This window comes from Actinomycetospora sp. CA-101289 (assembly GCF_050955895.1).
Taxonomy (GTDB): Bacteria; Actinomycetota; Actinomycetes; order Mycobacteriales; family Pseudonocardiaceae; genus Actinomycetospora.
In genome coordinates this window covers 3948706-3963806 of the sequence record NZ_CP192093.1, presented here as the reverse complement: position 1 = coordinate 3963806, position 15101 = coordinate 3948706, and the positions used below count along the sequence as shown (strand labels likewise).

Genomic DNA, 15101 nt, shown 5'->3' with positions numbered 1-15101 from the left:
CCTGACTATCCGAAGGTGAACACGTAGGCCCGGGCGCCGGCGTCGGCGAAGGTGATCTCGACGGTGCGCTCGCGGGTCGGACCCTCCTGCCGGATCAGCTGGTAGAGCCGCTCCTCGGTGGCGATCCCGGTGCCGTCCTCGTCGACGTCGAGCCCCCGGGCGCCGCGCGGTGCTCCGCCGTCCAGGGCCACCCGGAAGGGCACCGGCTCGCCGTTCGCCCGGCCGCCCATCACGAGGTTGACGTCCCGGCCCCGGAAGCGGTGCACGATCCGCCCGCCGGGTTCGTCGAGGACCGTGACCTGCGAGCGCACCGTCCAGCGTCCGGACAGTGCCCAGTGGTTCAGTCGGAGCTGCGACGGCTCGGTGTAGAACCGGCTGCGGTCGAGGGCGAGGCCGCCCGGCGAGGCGAATCCGGTGGCCCGGGCGTGGCCGACGTAGGTCTCCGGCGACCCCAGCCGGAGCCAGTCGGCGGCGAGGTACACCCCGTCCGGCTCGACCGACACGAGGTCGTCGCCGACGCCGGCCCCCGCCTCCGCGAGCAGTTCCCGGATCGCCCGCTCCGAGCGCTCGTAGGCCTCCTCCCCGAAGTGGTGGTACCGGATCCGGCCCTGCGCGTCGATGACGTAGAGGGCGGGCCAGTAGGCGTTGTCGAAGGCGCGCCAGATCGCGAAGTCGTCGTCGACGGCCACCGGGTAGGCGATGCCCATCGCCGCGAGGGCCGACCGGACCTTCTCCGGGTCGTGCTCGAACGCGAACTCGGGGGAGTGTGCGCCGATCACCACCAACCCGTCCTCGCGGTACGCCTCGTCCCACGCCCTGACGTAGGGCACGGTGCGCAGCCAGTTGATGCAGGAGAAGGTGCAGAACTGGACCGCGACGACCTTCCCGCGCAGGCCCGCCGGCGTCAGCTGCGCTGAGTTCAGCCACGACGTGGCCCCGTCGAGCGACGGGAAGGCGCCCTCGACGGGGAGCTCCGCCGACCTGGTCACCGCAGCGACCGGAACGTCGCCCGCATCTCCTCCGCGAAGACCAGCGGCTGCTCCCAGGCGGCGAAGTGGCCGCCCCGGTCGATCTCGTTGAAGTGGATGAGCTGCGGGTAGGCCCGCTCGGCCCAGCTCCGCGGAGCCGGGTACAGCTCGTCGACGAACACGGTGACGCCGACCGGGATGTCCACGCCCTTGACGTCGAAGAAGGGGAGTGTGCTCTCCCAGTACAGGCGCGCCGAGGAGATCGCGGTGTTGGTCAGCCAATAGTGGGTGATGTTGTCGAGGACGTCGTCGCGGGACAGGCCCCCGGGGTGTCCGTCGAAGGCTCGCGCGATGAGCTCGTAGCTGGCCACGTCGTGGTCGAGCATCCACGCCGCCAGCCCGACGGGGGAGTCCGCGATGCCGTAGAGCGTCTGCGGGCGGTTCGACATCTCGGCCGCATAGCCGGTCCCGGTCGCGAAGAAGTGGACCAGCACGTCGAACGCCGCCTTCTCCGCGGCGGTGAGGCCCACCGGCGCCGGGTCGCCGCGGGAGATCGCCTGCGAGACCTCGGGTGGCACGGTGGCCGGCATGTTCGTGTGGATGCCCAGCAACCCGGAGGGCTTCAGCAGGGCCATCTGCTCGGTGACGGCGTTGCCCCAGTCGCCGCCCTGCGCGACGTACCGGGTGTAGCCGAGCCGCTCCATCAGCTCGGTCCAGGCGCGGGCGATGCGGACGGGGTCCCAGCCGGTCTCGGTCGGCTTGCCGGAGAACCCGTGACCGGGCAGCGACGGGATCACGAGGTGGAAGGCGTCCGAGGCGCCGGCGCCGTGGGCCGTCGGGTCGGTGAGCGGGCCGATGATCTTCAGCTGTTCGACCGTGGAACCGGGCCACCCGTGCGTGACGATGAGCGGCAGCGCGTCCTCGTGCTCGGAGCGGACGTGGATGAAGTGGATGTCGACGCCGTCGATCTCCGTGACGAAGTGGGGGAGGGCGGCGAAGCGCTGCTCGAACGACCGCCAGTCGTAGCCGTTCGCCCAGTACTCGGCCAGGGCCTGGATGGTCTCGAGCCGCACCCCCTGGGAGGAGTCGACCTCCCGGTCCGGCCACTTCGTCGCCACGACACGGTCGCGGAGGTCGGCGAGCTGGGCGTCGGTGACGTCGATCGTGAACGGGCGGATCTCCCGCTCGACGGAGGTCGGGGTCAGCGTGTCCATCGATCGCTCCTGGGGGTCGTCGCACCGGAAGCCGTGGACCCACGACGACGGTGGGCGTCGGATCTGCGCACAGGGATCGGCTCCGGGCGAGGCGCGCAGGAGACCGGGACGATGCACCGGGGTCTCGGGCGCCGAGCAAGGCGCGCCGCGCTCCTGCTGTGTCGGCAGCACCTCGTGTCGTGCCGGGCGGACGTTAGACCCCGGGCACGCGCGCGCATACCGCTGAACAGCCATCGGCCGGCCGGCAGCCGATGGCGCCCAGGACGCCGTTGCGGGCGCCGACGACCAGGGCGCCGTCCCCGGTCAGCGCGGGGCAGGCGTCGATCGGCGCTGTCGACACCGAGCAGGTGGCCGTCCTGGGTGCCGAAGCAGAGCCGGCGAGCCGGGTCCACCACGACCGAGCTCCAGATCTGGGTCGGAGGGCCGAGCTGGAAGCTCGCCGCCTGCGACCCGTCGGACGCGCAGGACGCGGACGCGGCCGGAGTGGTCGGCGAGGTAGGCGTCCCCGTCCGCGGTGACGGCCAGGGAGGAGTAGGTGATCGTGGCGGGGCTGCGCGCCAGGCGACCCGTCCTGTCGAGCACCGGGGGCCGGAGCACCGAACGTCGAAACATCAGGCTCGCCGACCTGACGTGGTCGGGACGGTCGATCAAGCCCCGTAGCGATCTCGCGGCGGAGGGTGACCGGGCGGACGGGGCTGCCGATCCGGGGCTCCGGCGGTCGGGGTGGCCACGAGGGCGCTCACCCGCCGGTGAGGTGGAGCGTGAAGGCGGTCAGGAAGCCGACGGTGGTGATGAGGCCGGTGTAGACGGCCGCGCGTTCGTAGGCCTCGGGGATCATGGTGTCGGCGATCATCGCGAGGATGGCTCCGGCCGCGAGGGCGGTGATGGCGGCGACGGTGACCGGCGAGACCCCGTCGAGGGCCACGTAGCCCAGCAGGGCCGCGAGGCCGCTGATCAGCGCGATGCCGCCCCAGACGCCGAAGACGTAGGCGGCGCTGCGGTGTGCCCTCTTCATCCCCGCGGCGCTGGAGAGCCCCTCGGGGACGTTCGAGATGAAGATCGCCGCCAGCACCGCGGGGCTGACCCGCCCGCCGCCGAGCAGGGTCAGGCCCAGCACGACCGACTCCGGGACCCCGTCGAGGAGGGCGCCCACCGCGATCGCCGCGCCGCTGCCCGCCTGCTCGTCCTCCGAGGGTTGCTGGTCGCCGGACCGCTTCCGGTGCCGGGCGCCGAGGCGGGCCAGCGCGACATCGGCGGCGGTGTAGGCAGCGGCGCCGACGAGGAAGCCGAGGACCGTGGGCAGGAGGCCGCCCGTGCGTGCGGCCTCGTCGGTGAGCTCGAAGGCCAGCGCCGAGATGAGCACCCCGGCACCGAAGGCCATGATCCCCGCGACGACCCGGGGCGGCACGCGCACCACCCAGGCCACGCCGGCGCCGAGGACGAGCGCCCCGCCGGCGACCAGTCCCCACAGCCCCGCCTGCAGCCACGTCGGCACGTCCCACCTCGCGGTGTGTCCGGTCCTGCTCGGCGCCGTGACGACGCCTGGGCCTCGGTGGTGCCCACCGCCGCCGCCGCGTCAACATCCGTGCGTGCGGACCGTTCGCGGTGCGCGGACACGGCGCGGCCCGAGTCAGCGGCCGGGGGCCCGCTGAGCTCGGCGGTCAGCTCAGCCGGAGAGCTCCGGCCAGGCGGCGCAGGTCGGGGAGCAGGGGGTCGCCCTTCGCCGTGAGAACCTGGGCGCAGACGTGGTCGGCGCCGGCGTCGAGGTGTTCGTCGAGTCGTGCCGAGACCGCGTCCGGCTCGCCGTGGGCGACGAGGGCGTCGATCAGGGCGTCGCTGCCGCCGTCGGCGATGTCGGCGTCGGTCCATCCGAGGCGCTTCAGGTTGCTGACGTAGTTGCGCAGCCCCAGGTAGGGCTTCTGCACGGCGGGCCGGCCGATGTCGCGGGCGGTGGCGGGGTCGGAGTTGAGGACGACCTTGTTCTCCGGCGCGAGCAGGACCCCGTCGCCGAGGATGTCGCGGGCCTGGCGGGTGTGCTCGGGGGGAACGAGGTAGGGGTGCGCGCCCGCGGTCCGCTCGGCGGCGAGCCGCAGGACCTTCGGGCCGAGGGCCGCGAGCACCCGGCGGGAGGCCGGGACGTCGGCGGCGTCGAGGGCGTCGAGGTACTCGACGACCGTGGCGTAGGGGCGGGTGTAGTCGCTGGTGGCTTCCGGGTGGCCGACCCCCACGCCGAGCAGGAAGCGGCCGGGGTGCTTGGCCTCGAGCCGGTGGTAGGAGGCGGCCACCTCGTCGGCCGGGGTGGACCACATGTTGACGATGCCGGTGGCGATCACGAGGTGGTCGGTGGCGTCGAGCAGCGACTCCGCGAGGGCGAGGTCCCCGGGAGGGGAGCCGCCGATCCAGATGGTGCCGAACCCCAGCGACTCGACCGCGCGGGCGAGCTCGGGGTCGAGCTGACCCGCCCTCTGCCAGATGCCGTACCGGCCCGGATCCATCGGCATGCTCGCTACCTCCTGATGTCGGCCTGCGGGTCAGACCGCCGAGGCGACGAGGGGAGCCTCGTCGCGGACCCCTCGGCCCGCGTGCGGGGCGAGCAGCTCGAGGGTGCGGTGCTGGTGGTCCTCGTCGACCGCGGCGTTGACGAGGATGAGCTCGTCGGCGCGGACCTCCTCGGCCAGGGCGTCGAGCCCGGCGACGACCTCGGGGCCGGTGCCGACGAGGGTGCGGCGGAGCATGCCGAGCACCTGGCGCCCGGCGGGGTGCTCGCGGAGCTCGACGAGCTGCTCGTCGGACAGGTCCTGGCCGCGGCCCAGGATCGAGCGCAACCACTCCAGCTCGGTCCGGCGGTACTGCGCGGCGGCGGTCTCGGCGTCGTCGGCGGCGACGACGTTGGCGGCCGCGATGAAGTGCGGCGTCGCGTCGGGGCCGGCGAGGGACCGGGAGGCGTCGAAGCGATCCCGGTAGATCGTGGCCGCCTCGACGAGGGCCTCGGGGGCGAAGTGCGAGGCGAACGCGTACGGCAGGCCGAGGTGGGCGGCGAGCTGGGCGCCGTAGAGCGAGGAACCGAGGATGTAGAGGGGGACCCCGCTCGCGTGGTGCGGGTAGGCCTGGACCCCCGGGACGGTGGTCTCGCCGGTGAGGAAGCCGTGCAGCTCGACGATGTCGGCCGGGAAGTGCTCGGAGGCCGCGGCCCCGCGACGCAGGGCCTGCATCGTGGCCCCGTCGGTGCCGGGCGCCCGGCCGAGCCCGAGGTCGATCCGCCCCGGGAAGAGCGTCTCGAGCAGGCCGAACTGCTCGGCGATCACGAGCGGCGAGTGGTTGGGGAGCATGATCCCGCCGGACCCGACGCGCAGGTTCGTGGTGTTCGCGGCCAGGTGCTGGATGTAGAGCGACGTCGCCGAGGACGCGAGCCCGGGCATGTTGTGGTGCTCGGAGACCCAGAGCCGGTGGTAGCCGAGGCCGTCGGCGGTGCGCGCCAGGCGCACGCTGCGCGCGACACCCTCGGCGGCGGTCTCGGCGGGCCGGACCCGGGCCAGGTCCAGCAGGGAGAGCGGAACGGACGTCGCCACGGCGGTCCTCTCGAGGTCGTGATGGGCTCGGAGCCGCGCCCACCCGAGCGGAGGCTCCCTCCAGCGACGGTACACGGAGGCAGCCTCCGGTAATCTGCCCGGAGCGGCCACCCACGGCGGGGTCGGCCCAGGACGGCAGGGGGAGAAGGCGCATGGCGGGCACCGACCCGCCGATGCGCTCCTGACGCGCGGCGCAACCGCGATCTGCTGGTCGCGGTCGCCCGGCGGCACCTGCGGCGGCACGGCGTCACGACCTCGCTGGAGGCCATCGCCCGGGAGGCCGGCGTGGGCCCGCGGCCTCGCGTGCGAGGAGATGATCGCGACCACCACGAGGTTCCTCGCCGCGTCCCAGGAGGCCGGGGTGGCGAGGCCGGAGGTCACCGCCCACGACCTCGTGGGGTGCGCCGCCATGCTGGCGTGGCTCGGCTCGACCGGCCCCCGGGAGACCCAGCAGGCCGACGGGGCACGGGACATCCTCCGACGCGGCTACGAGGTCTCTCGGGGTGACCGACGGGTCCGCAGGTACTCCGTGCCGCACCGACCAGGCACGCCAGCCCGGCATCACCACAGGCCGTGTCGCCGTCGTGTAGGTCGGACCTGAGCAGCTGACCAGGCCGATCGCCACGAGGCTGCGTTGTGCTGGCCTGTGGGTCGTGGCCCGAGTCCCACGGGGCCCACCGCGCGGGCTCAGGCAGTCAGGACCTCGGGGTGTCGGCGCCGTTCTCCCCGCTGCAGGTTCCGCGAGAACAGGGTGGTGTCGAACCAGGTGGGGAAGGCCTTGGCCAGGGCGGTCGGCCCGAGCAAGCGAGCGTCGCCGTGGGCGATGAGGTCGCGGAAGGGCACGAGCCCGACGAGCCAGCGGTGCATCTGTGCGGTGTCTGCTTCGAGGGCGAGATCGACCGCCAGGCCCTGGTCGTCCTTGCACACCGTGATGCTCGGGCGCTGGATGTCGAGCCAGCCCTGGGCGCCGGCCGCTCCGGTGAGCACGAGGTGGACCACGGTGCGGGTCACGGGCAGCTTGGCGGGGACGGCGAGTTGGTGCGTGCGCCAGATGACGGTCAGGCCATCGCAGTCCTCGTCGTTCGGATCACCGAACATCCATTCCGCCGCCCAGGCGCCCATGGCCCACACGACCGGCGTCAGCGCCTGACCAGCCGCGGTCAACGTGTACGAGCCAGGGCGTCCCGGTCGGCTCGCCTCGTGCTCGACCAGCCCCCGGCGCTGGAGCTCGCGCAGCCGCTGCGCGAGCAGGGTGCGGCTCGCCCGGGGGATGCCGCGATGGATCTCGTTGAAGCCGGTGGCCCCCACCATGAGCTCGCGGACGACCAGAGGCGTCCAGCGGTCCCCGAGCACCTCGACGCTCGCGGCGATGGGGCAGTAGTCCCGGCGGTTCATCTGGTCATGGTGCTCGCCCCCGGCGTCCCGAGGTAGTACGGATCGTGGACCGCGGACGAGCCCCTGAGCAGCGAACCAGCTCGGCCGTGGTCCCGACTCGTCCCGTTGTCGGGGCGTCCGCGAGAAGACCGGGGCGGTACGACGTCTGCACTCGTCGCCCCGCCACGGCTCTCCGCATGCTCGCAGCCCCATAATCGAACCCAGGAGGATCATCATGGACCTCGCCACGTCCGCCACGGAGACCGTCGTACGGCATCACCTCGATGCCCTCCTCGAGCGCAGAGGCGTCGCCGCGATCGTCAGTGACTACGACCCGGACGCACGATTCATCACCGAAGACAGGACCTACCGCGGGACGCAGGAGATCCACGAGTTCTTCGACGGGTTCATCGCGGCTCTCCCCGCAGGCGCCATCGAGCACTTCACCCTGCGGAGTCTGCGCGTCGAGCGAGACGTCGCCTACATCACCTGGTGCGTCGCCGACGACATCCCACTCGGGACCGACACCTTCGTCGTCGACAACGACAAGATCGTTGCGCAGACGTTCGCGATGCATGCTGTGGTGGCCCGATAGCTCGCGAGTGGGGGCACCACCTCTCCGGCCGGCGAGACCCGACCTCGGCCGCATCGCGGGTGCGCGTGTCGGCGCGGTCGTCGTCGGGAATCCGGTCGGACACGTTGCGCCCGGGCCTCGGTGTCCCCTCACCGCCCGCCGATGTCCACACGGCGCTCGCCGAGACCACGGGAGGGCGGGGCTGCTGGCCGAGCACGACGGCGCCAGGAGAGCCCGGGCATCCGCCGACGGGACCTTGGTATGTCCTTCCACGACCGGAGGGGCGCCGACCGGCGCTCCCTCACGCGCTCCGGCGTCGTCGCCGTCCTGATCGCCGGCGCGTGCGGCATCGCCGGCTGCGCCGCGCCGCCGGTTCCTCCACCGTCGCCGCCGCCCGAGGCACCCGCCCCCGCAGCCGGTCCGGCGCCGGCGGTGCCCCTCGCGGTGCCGGCCGAGCCCTGGGACACCATCGCCCGCTGCGAGACCGGAGGCGATTGGCACGCCGACACCGGCAACGGTCTCCACGGCGGCCTGCAGCTCAGTCCCCGGACCTGGACCGCCTACGGGGGCGCCGAGTTCGCCGCACGAGCCGACGACGCGAGCCGCGAGCAGCAGATCCTCATCGGTGACCGGGTCCGGTCCGAGCAGGGCTGGGAGGCCTGGTCGGGCTGCGCCGACGACATCGCACCGAGCTGACGCGCTCACCGTGGACCCGGCCGAACATCACGGCGGGCTCCTACGTCATCTCGGGGCGGTCGGGGCCGGGAGCACCCTTGCTAGCGCTGTAGTCGTCGTACTACTTTCCGCAACGACGCAGGCGTCGGCGCGCGGAGTGATTCGATGCTGATCAAGAATCCCGCACGGCAGCTGGACACCGGCTATCTGGACCGGACGCCGCTGTTCCAATTCGTGCTGCTGTCGCTGCTGTTCCCGATGTGGGGCGCCGCCGCCGGGTTGAACGACATCCTGATCACTCAGTTCAAGCACGTCTTCACCCTGTCCGACGCGGCCACGGCGTTCGTACAGTCGGCGTTCTACGGCGGCTACTTCCTCATCGCGATCCCGGCTTCGCGGATCGTGCGGCGGACGTCCTACAAGGTCGGCATCCTCATCGGCCTGTCCGTCTACATCGTCGGCTGCGCGCTGTTCTTCCCGGCCAGCGGGCTCGCGACGTACGGGATGTTCCTGTTCAGCATCTTCGCCGTGGCGATCGGGCTGAGCTTCCTCGAGACCAGCGCGAACACGTACTCCTCGATGCTCGGGCCGCGCCGGACCGCGACGCTCCGGCTGAACATCTCGCAGACCTTCACCCCGGTCGGCAACCTCCTCGGAGTGATCCTCGGCAAGTACCTGATCTTCAGTACCGGGGATTCGATCGAGGAACAGATGAACGCGGCACCGACGCCGGAGGCAAAGCTCGCGCTCGGCCAAGCTCTGCTGCAGAACACCCTGCTGCCCTACAAGTACATCCTCATCGTCCTGGTCTGCCTGCTCGTGCTGTTCCTGCTCACCGACTACCCGAGGGGCAAGCCGGCGGGGGAGGCCGCGGCGCGGTCGGCCGGGCTCGCCGAGACCCTGCGCGTTCTCGTCCGCAACGCGCAGTACCGCAAGGGCATCGTCGCGCAGTTCCTCTACGTCGGTCTGCAGACGGCGGTGTGGTCGTTCACGATCCGGGTCGCCCTGGAGCTCTACCCCGGCATGAACGAGCGCGAGGCGACGAACTTCATGATCGTCGGCTTCTCGTGCTTCCTCGTCGGCAAGTTCGTCGCGAACGTCCTGATCGCGCGCTACTCCGCCGCCCGGGTGCTCGTCGTCTACTGCGCTATCGGTGCGGGGCTGCTCCTGGTGGCCGCGTTCGGCCCCGCCGCGTCGGCCATCTGGTTCGTGATCGCCTCCAACCTGGTGATGGGCCCGTGCTGGCCGACGATCTTCGGGCAGACCCTCGACACCATCGAGGACAAGCGTTACCAGGAGACCGGCGGCGCGATCCTGGTGATGGCGATCGTCGGCGGGGCAGTCGTCCCGGTGGTGCAGGGCGCGGTGTCGGACGCGCTCGGCTCGCTCCAGATGTCCTTCGTGGTGTCGGCGGTCTGCTTCCTCGGGATCCTGTGGTACTTCCGCAGCAACCTGCGTCACCACGTCGCGGACGACGTCCCGGAGCCCGCGCTGCAGGCGCCGGGAGAGGGCGGCGCGGCGACGTAGGAGCACCGCCGCCACGCCCGGGACCTCGGCGATCTCCCGGACGTGCGCCCTGTCTCCGCCCGGGCCGACGGAGTGACAATCGACCCGCCGCCCGTGACCGACCACGGGCTCCCGCCCCTGGAGTGGACCATGAAGAAGCTTCTCAACGACCCGTCCGACCTCGTCGCCGAGTCGTTGCGCGGACTGGACCGCGCCCACCCCGAGCTCCGGGTCGATCACGCGAACCGCATCATCTACCGCGCCGACGCCCCGGTGTCCGGCAAGGTCGGGCTGCTCTCGGGCGGGGGCAGCGGCCACGAGCCCGCGCACGCCGGGTTCATCGGCCCCGGGATGCTCGACGCGGTCTGCGCCGGCGAGGTCTTCACGTCGCCCGTGCCCGACCAGATGGCCGAGGCCACGAAGAACATCGACGGCGGCGCCGGGGTGCTGCACCTCGTCTGGAACTACACCGGCGACGTCATGAACTTCGACATGGCGGCCGAGCTCGCCGCGGCGGAGACCGACACCCGGGTCGAGGCGGTGGTGATGAACGACGACGTCGCCGTCGAGGACAGCCTCTTCACCGCCGGGCGACGCGGGACCGGCGCCGCCATCGCCGTCGAGAAGATCGTCGGCGCCGCCGCCGAGCAGGGGCGCAGCCTGTCCGAGCTCGCCGACCTGGCCCGCCGCGTCAACGACAACTCCCGCAGCATGGGCATGGCGCTGACGTCCTGCACCGTCCCGGCCAAGGGCAGCCCCACCATCGACCTCCCCGACGACGAGATCGAGATCGGGATCGGCATCCACGGCGAGCCCGGCCGACGTCGTGTCCCGCTCGCACCCGCGCGCGACATCGCCCAGATGCTGGTCGACCCCGTGCTCGCGGACCGCGACTTCACCGGGGGGGACGGCGTCCTCGTGTTCGTCAACGGCACAGGCGCGACACCGCTGCTCGAGCTGTACCTGATGTACGGCGAGATCGCCGCCCTCCTGGACAAGGCCGGCGTCGTCCCGGTCCGCACCCTGGTCGGGCCCTACGTCACCAGCCTGGACATGGCCGGGTGCTCGGTCAGCATCACGCAGCTCGACGACGAGCTCCTGCGGCTCTGGGACGCACCGGTGGCCACCTCCGGCCTGCGCTGGGGGATGTGATGGCGGACCTCGACGTCGACGCCCTGCAGCGCTGGCTGCGGGCGTTCGCCGCGTCGATCGCCGAGCAGCAGGACGACCTCACGGCGCTCGACGCCGCCATCGGCGACGCCGACCACGGGGCGAACATGCACCGCGGCATGACCGCGGTCGTCGACGCCCTCCCCACGACACCGGTCGGCCCGGCGGCGCTGCTCAAGCAGACCGGCATGGTGCTGATCCGCACCGTCGGCGGCACGAGCGGTCCGCTGTACGGGACGTTGTTCCTGCGGATGGCCTCGGCCGCGGGGGACGAGACCACGCTGGCGCCCGAGACGTTCGCGAAGGCGTGGCGAGCGGGGGTCGAGGGGCTGGTCGCCCGCGGGAAGGCCGAGCTCGGCGACAAGACCCTGTACGACGCCCTCGGCCCGGCCGTGGACGCCCTCGACGCGTCGCTGGCGGACGGCGAGTCCCTGGCGGCGGCCCTGCGCGCCGCCTCGGCCGCCGCCGACCGCGGCCGGGACGCCACGACGCCGATGGTCGCCCGCAAGGGCAGGGCGAGCTACCTCGGCGAGCGCAGCGCCGGGCACCAGGACCCAGGCGCGACGTCCGCGGCCCTGCTCGTCGCGGCCGCGGCCACCGCCGTGTCGGAGGGCGCGTGACGGTCGGGATCGTCGTCGTCTCCCACAGCCGGGCCCTCGCGGAGGCGGCGGTCGCGCTGGCGGGGGAGATGCTGCAGGACGGCGGCGGCCCGATCGAGGTCGCCGCCGGGCTCGACGACGGCGGCTTCGGCACCGATGCGATCGCGATCAGCGAGGCCGTCGCCCGCGCCGACCGGGGCGACGGGGTCGTCGTCCTGATGGACATGGGCAGCGCCGTGCTCTCGGCCGAGCTGGCCCTGGAGATGGTCGACGACGACGTCCGCGACCGCGTCGTCCTCACCCCCGCCCCGCTGGTCGAGGGCCTCGTCGTGGCGTCGGTCGGCGCGGCCGGCGGCGCCTCCGTCGCCGAGGTCGCGGCGGAGGCGGGCGACGCCCTGGAGGCGAAGGCCGCCCACCTCGGCCCGGCCGCGACGGACGCACCGGGACCCGGGACCGGACCCGCGCCGGACGACCAGCGCGGGGTGTTCACGATCGCGCTGCCGCACGGGCTGCACGCGCGACCGTCGGCGCGGGTGGTCGGGGCCGTGCGCGGACTGGACGCCGAGGTGCGGCTGCGCAACGCCACCCTCGACGGCCCCGAGGTGTCCGCGGCCAGCCTGTCGAAGGTCGCGACCCTCGGGGCGCTCCAGGGGCACGACGTCGCCGTGCGCGCCCACGGCCCCGACGCCGCCGAGGCCGTGCGCCGCCTGCTCGAGCTCGCGGCCGAGGGCTTCGGCGAGGCCCCGGAGTCGACCCAGGCGCCCGTGTCCCCACCGGTGGCGGGGACCGGTGGGCCGATCCCGGCCTCCCCGGGCATCGGGATCGGGCCGGTGCGGGTCGCGCGCCCCGCGTCCGTCGCCGTGCCCGCGCCCCGGGACGGCACCCCGAGCGAGCAGCACGACCGTCTGGACGAGGCCCGGACCGCGGCCCGCGGGGATCTGGTGGCGGTCCGCGACACGGCGGCCCGCGAGATCGGGCAGGCCGAGGCGGCCGTCTTCGACGCCCAGCTGCTGCTGCTCGACGACCTCGACCTGCTCGGGGACGCCGCCGCCCACATCGCCGCCGGCGCCGACGCCGCGCGTGCCTGGGCGGACGCCGTGGACGGGGTGGAACGGGCGTTCGCCGATGCGGCCGACGCGTACCTGCGCGCCCGGGCCGGCGACGTGCGCGACGTGCGCGACCGCGTCCTGCGCGCCCTCGGCGGCGTCGTGGTGGACAACGCCGCGACCCCGGACGGGGTCCTCGTCGCCGACGACCTCACGCCGGCCGCCGCGGCGGCGCTCGACCCGGCGCGCACGCCCGCGGTGGTCCTCGCCGCCGGCAGCCCCACCGCCCACGCGGCGATCCTGCTGCGCGCCCGGGGCGTGCCCGCGGTCGTCGGCGGGGGAGCGTCGCTGGTCGCGCGGGCCGGCGAGGCGACGCTCCTCGCCGTCGACGGGAGCACGGGCGAGGTCGTCGTCGATCCCGACGAGGCCACGCTGGCCGTGTTCCGGGAGCGCGCCGCGGCCCTCGCCGGGCGCCGCGACGAGGCGCTGGCGCGGGCCCACGAGCCGGCCGTGACCCGGGACGGCACCACCGTCCTCGTCGGCGCCAACGTGGGCTCGGCCGCCGACGCCCGGGGCGCGACCGGGGCGGACCTCGCCGGTCTGGTCCGCACCGAGTTCGGCTTCCTCGGCCGGTCCGAGGCCCCCGACGTCGACGACCAGGAGGCGTCCTACCGCGCCGTCGCCGAGGCGATGGCCGGCCGGCGGATCACCCTGCGCACCCTCGACGTCGGGGGCGACAAGCCCCTCGACTACCTGCCGATGCCGGCCGAGGCGAACCCGTTCCTCGGGGTCCGCGGGATCCGGTTGGCGCTGGCCCGGCCACGGCTGCTCGCCGACCAGCTCGAGGCGGTCGTCCGGGTCGCCCACGACCACCCGGTCGACGTCATGTTCCCCATGGTCGCGACCCTCGACGAGCTCACCGCCGCCCGGCGGGCCCTCGACGACGCGATCGCGACGGTCGGGCGCGGACGTCCCGCCGACCTCCGGGTGGGGATCATGGTCGAGGTCCCGGCGGCCGCGCTCAAGGCGGCCGTGTTCGCCCCGCACGTCGACTTCTTCTCGATCGGCACCAACGACCTCACCCAGTACACGCTCGCCGCCGAACGCGGCAACGACCAGCTCGCGGCGCTCGCCGACGCCCTCGACCCCGGGGTGCTCGCGCTCGTCGCGGCGACCGTCGCCGGTGCCGGGGCGGACGTGCTCGTCGCCGTGTGCGGCGAGCTGGCCGGCGACGAGCAGGCCGTGCCGTTGCTGATCGGCCTGGGTGTGCGCGAGCTCAGCGTCGCCCCGGGCGCGGTGCCCGGGGTCAAGCGGGCCGTGCGGAACGTCGAGGTGGGGTCCGCCCGCGAGCTCGTCGCCGCGGCTCTGGCGTGTCCCGACGCGGGCGCGGTGCGGGCGCTCCTCGGCCCCTGACCGTCAGTCGAGGGAACCCGGCGTCCCGTCGTCGCGCACGATCGGCCCGCCGTGCTCCGCCCAGGCCCGCAGGCCACCGCGCAGGTTCGCGGCGTCGACGCCGGCCTCGGTGAGCGCCTCGGCGGCCCGCGTCCCGCGCCCGCCGCCGCGGCAGGTGGTGATCACCGACCGGCCCGCGAACTCGGCGGTGTCGAGGGTGCCCAGGGGTCGGTGCACGGCACCGGGCGCGTGGCCGGCGGCCCACTCCTCGGGCTCGCGGACGTCGACGAGCACGGCCTCGCCGGCGTCGACGCGCCGCTGCGCCTCGGCGGGATCGACGTCGGACACGGTGGTTCCTCCTCGTCGCCGGGGATCAGAGGTCGACGGGCTGCTCGCCGTCGCGCGCGGGCGCGATGCCGTCCTGCAGCCGCCGCAGCACGGCCTCGAACTGCTCGGCGTCGGGCCCGAGGAGGTCCCGGTACTGCCGGCGGATGTCGGCGGTCGCGTCCTCCCAGTCCGCGAGTGCCCGTCGTCCGCGCTCGGAGGCGACGATGAGCACGCGGCGACGGTCCTCGTCGTCGCGGCGGCGCAGCACGAGGTTCGCGGCGACCATCCGGTCGACGAGCTTGCTCAGCTTGGGGGCCAGCAGGAGCACGTGGTCGGCGACCACGTTCATCGGGCACCCGCCCCGGTCGACCAGCAGGCGCAGGATCCGCCACTGGTCGAGGCTCGCGCCGACCGAGCGCAGCGCCTCCTCGAGCCGCTGGGTGAGCGTGCGCTCGACGAGCGAGAGCAGCCGGAGCGACTCGTCGTCCGTCCGCACGGCTCGCTCCGCACTGGCTGACACCTCTCGGATGGTAGCGGGGCGGAGGGGACCCGCTCCCGGGACGACGAGAACTGGTGCGATCGGACGAGCACCGCACCGGCCCGGGATCGCTAGCGTCGGGGAATGGTCGACTCCCCGGTCCCGCGGCGTCCTCCCGCGCGCGGGTCGCGGAGCCGGGACGTCCTCGA

General features: G+C 73.8%; 14 protein-coding genes. 6 read left to right on the top strand and 8 right to left on the bottom strand.

Going from position 1 to position 15101, the window contains the following annotated elements:
- Nucleotides 1-5: 5 nt before the first annotated feature.
- From ACQPX6_RS19795 to ACQPX6_RS19770, 6 genes are all read right to left on the bottom strand, one after another.
- Nucleotides 6-989, bottom strand: a complete 984-nt coding sequence (locus tag ACQPX6_RS19795; protein ID WP_433782145.1) for a redoxin family protein — start codon at nt 987-989, stop codon at nt 6-8.
- Nucleotides 986-2182 carry an epoxide hydrolase family protein gene (locus tag ACQPX6_RS19790; protein WP_433782144.1) on the bottom strand — a complete coding sequence of 399 codons (1197 nt, stop codon included), beginning with the start codon at nt 2180-2182 and terminating at the stop codon, nt 986-988. The genes ACQPX6_RS19795 and ACQPX6_RS19790 overlap by 4 nt, the downstream gene beginning before the upstream one ends.
- A gap of 739 nt (nt 2183-2921) precedes the next feature.
- Entirely contained in the window at nt 2922-3677 is a 756-nt protein-coding gene (locus ACQPX6_RS19785) for a ZIP family metal transporter (protein WP_433782143.1), read from the bottom strand.
- 166 nt (nt 3678-3843) lie between these two features.
- Complete coding sequence (locus tag ACQPX6_RS19780; protein ID WP_433782142.1) at nt 3844-4683, bottom strand: LLM class F420-dependent oxidoreductase; 840 nt, start codon at nt 4681-4683, stop codon at nt 3844-3846.
- A 30-nt stretch (nt 4684-4713) separates the two neighbouring features.
- On the bottom strand, nt 4714-5751 hold the full coding sequence (locus tag ACQPX6_RS19775) for an LLM class flavin-dependent oxidoreductase (protein ID WP_433782141.1): 1038 nt from the start codon (nt 5749-5751) through the stop codon (nt 4714-4716).
- Nucleotides 5752-6438: 687 nt separating this feature from the next.
- Nucleotides 6439-7146, bottom strand: coding sequence for a winged helix-turn-helix transcriptional regulator (locus ACQPX6_RS19770; protein WP_433782140.1), 708 nt, complete (start codon nt 7144-7146; stop codon nt 6439-6441).
- Nucleotides 7147-7360: 214 nt separating this feature from the next.
- Between ACQPX6_RS19770 and ACQPX6_RS19765 the strand changes: the two genes are divergently transcribed.
- The 6 genes from ACQPX6_RS19765 (at nt 7361) to ptsP (ending at nt 14108) form a co-directional block, all read left to right on the top strand.
- Nucleotides 7361-7720: a nuclear transport factor 2 family protein gene (locus ACQPX6_RS19765; protein WP_433782139.1), complete on the top strand. Its 360-nt coding sequence runs from the start codon at nt 7361-7363 to the stop codon at nt 7718-7720.
- Nucleotides 7721-7960: 240 nt separating this feature from the next.
- The gene (locus tag ACQPX6_RS19760) at nt 7961-8395 is read left to right on the top strand and encodes a transglycosylase family protein (RefSeq protein WP_433782138.1); all 435 of its coding nucleotides are present in this window, start codon (nt 7961-7963) and stop codon (nt 8393-8395) included.
- Between the two features lie 144 nt (nt 8396-8539).
- Nucleotides 8540-9901, top strand: coding sequence for an L-fucose:H+ symporter permease (gene fucP / locus ACQPX6_RS19755; RefSeq protein WP_433782137.1), 1362 nt, complete (start codon nt 8540-8542; stop codon nt 9899-9901).
- A 129-nt stretch (nt 9902-10030) separates the two neighbouring features.
- Nucleotides 10031-11032 carry a dihydroxyacetone kinase subunit DhaK gene (gene dhaK, locus ACQPX6_RS19750; RefSeq protein ID WP_433788305.1) on the top strand — a complete coding sequence of 334 codons (1002 nt, stop codon included), beginning with the start codon at nt 10031-10033 and terminating at the stop codon, nt 11030-11032.
- Entirely contained in the window at nt 11032-11670 is a 639-nt protein-coding gene (dhaL, locus tag ACQPX6_RS19745; protein ID WP_433782136.1) for a dihydroxyacetone kinase subunit DhaL, read from the top strand. The genes dhaK and dhaL overlap by 1 nt, the downstream gene beginning before the upstream one ends.
- Nucleotides 11667-14108, top strand: a complete 2442-nt coding sequence (gene ptsP, locus ACQPX6_RS19740) for a phosphoenolpyruvate--protein phosphotransferase (RefSeq protein ID WP_433782135.1) — start codon at nt 11667-11669, stop codon at nt 14106-14108. The genes dhaL and ptsP overlap by 4 nt, the downstream gene beginning before the upstream one ends.
- A 3-nt stretch (nt 14109-14111) precedes the next feature.
- Here ptsP and ACQPX6_RS19735 read toward each other — a convergent pair whose 3' ends face one another.
- Nucleotides 14112-14435, bottom strand: a complete 324-nt coding sequence (locus ACQPX6_RS19735; protein ID WP_433782134.1) for a rhodanese-like domain-containing protein — start codon at nt 14433-14435, stop codon at nt 14112-14114.
- A 25-nt stretch (nt 14436-14460) separates the two neighbouring features.
- A complete protein-coding gene (locus ACQPX6_RS19730) occupies nt 14461-14910 on the bottom strand; it encodes a MarR family winged helix-turn-helix transcriptional regulator (protein ID WP_433782133.1) in 450 nt (149 codons plus the stop codon).
- Nucleotides 14911-15101: the final 191 nt, after the last annotated feature.

What these genes read in the sequence shown, in the direction of transcription:
- dhaL (WP_433782136.1), top strand. Translation starts at nt 11,032, where the DNA reads ATGGCGGACCTCGACGTCGACGCCCTGCAGCGCTGGCTGCGGGCGTTC.
- fucP (WP_433782137.1), top strand. Translation starts at nt 8,540, where the DNA reads ATGCTGATCAAGAATCCCGCACGGCAGCTGGACACCGGCTATCTGGAC.
- ACQPX6_RS19770 (WP_433782140.1), bottom strand. Translation starts at nt 7,146, where the DNA reads ATGAACCGCCGGGACTACTGCCCCATCGCCGCGAGCGTCGAGGTGCTC.
- dhaK (WP_433788305.1), top strand. Translation starts at nt 10,031, where the DNA reads ATGAAGAAGCTTCTCAACGACCCGTCCGACCTCGTCGCCGAGTCGTTG.
- ACQPX6_RS19765 (WP_433782139.1), top strand. Translation starts at nt 7,361, where the DNA reads ATGGACCTCGCCACGTCCGCCACGGAGACCGTCGTACGGCATCACCTC.
- ACQPX6_RS19790 (WP_433782144.1), bottom strand. Translation starts at nt 2,182, where the DNA reads ATGGACACGCTGACCCCGACCTCCGTCGAGCGGGAGATCCGCCCGTTC.
- ACQPX6_RS19780 (WP_433782142.1), bottom strand. Translation starts at nt 4,683, where the DNA reads ATGCCGATGGATCCGGGCCGGTACGGCATCTGGCAGAGGGCGGGTCAG.
- ACQPX6_RS19760 (WP_433782138.1), top strand. Translation starts at nt 7,961, where the DNA reads ATGTCCTTCCACGACCGGAGGGGCGCCGACCGGCGCTCCCTCACGCGC.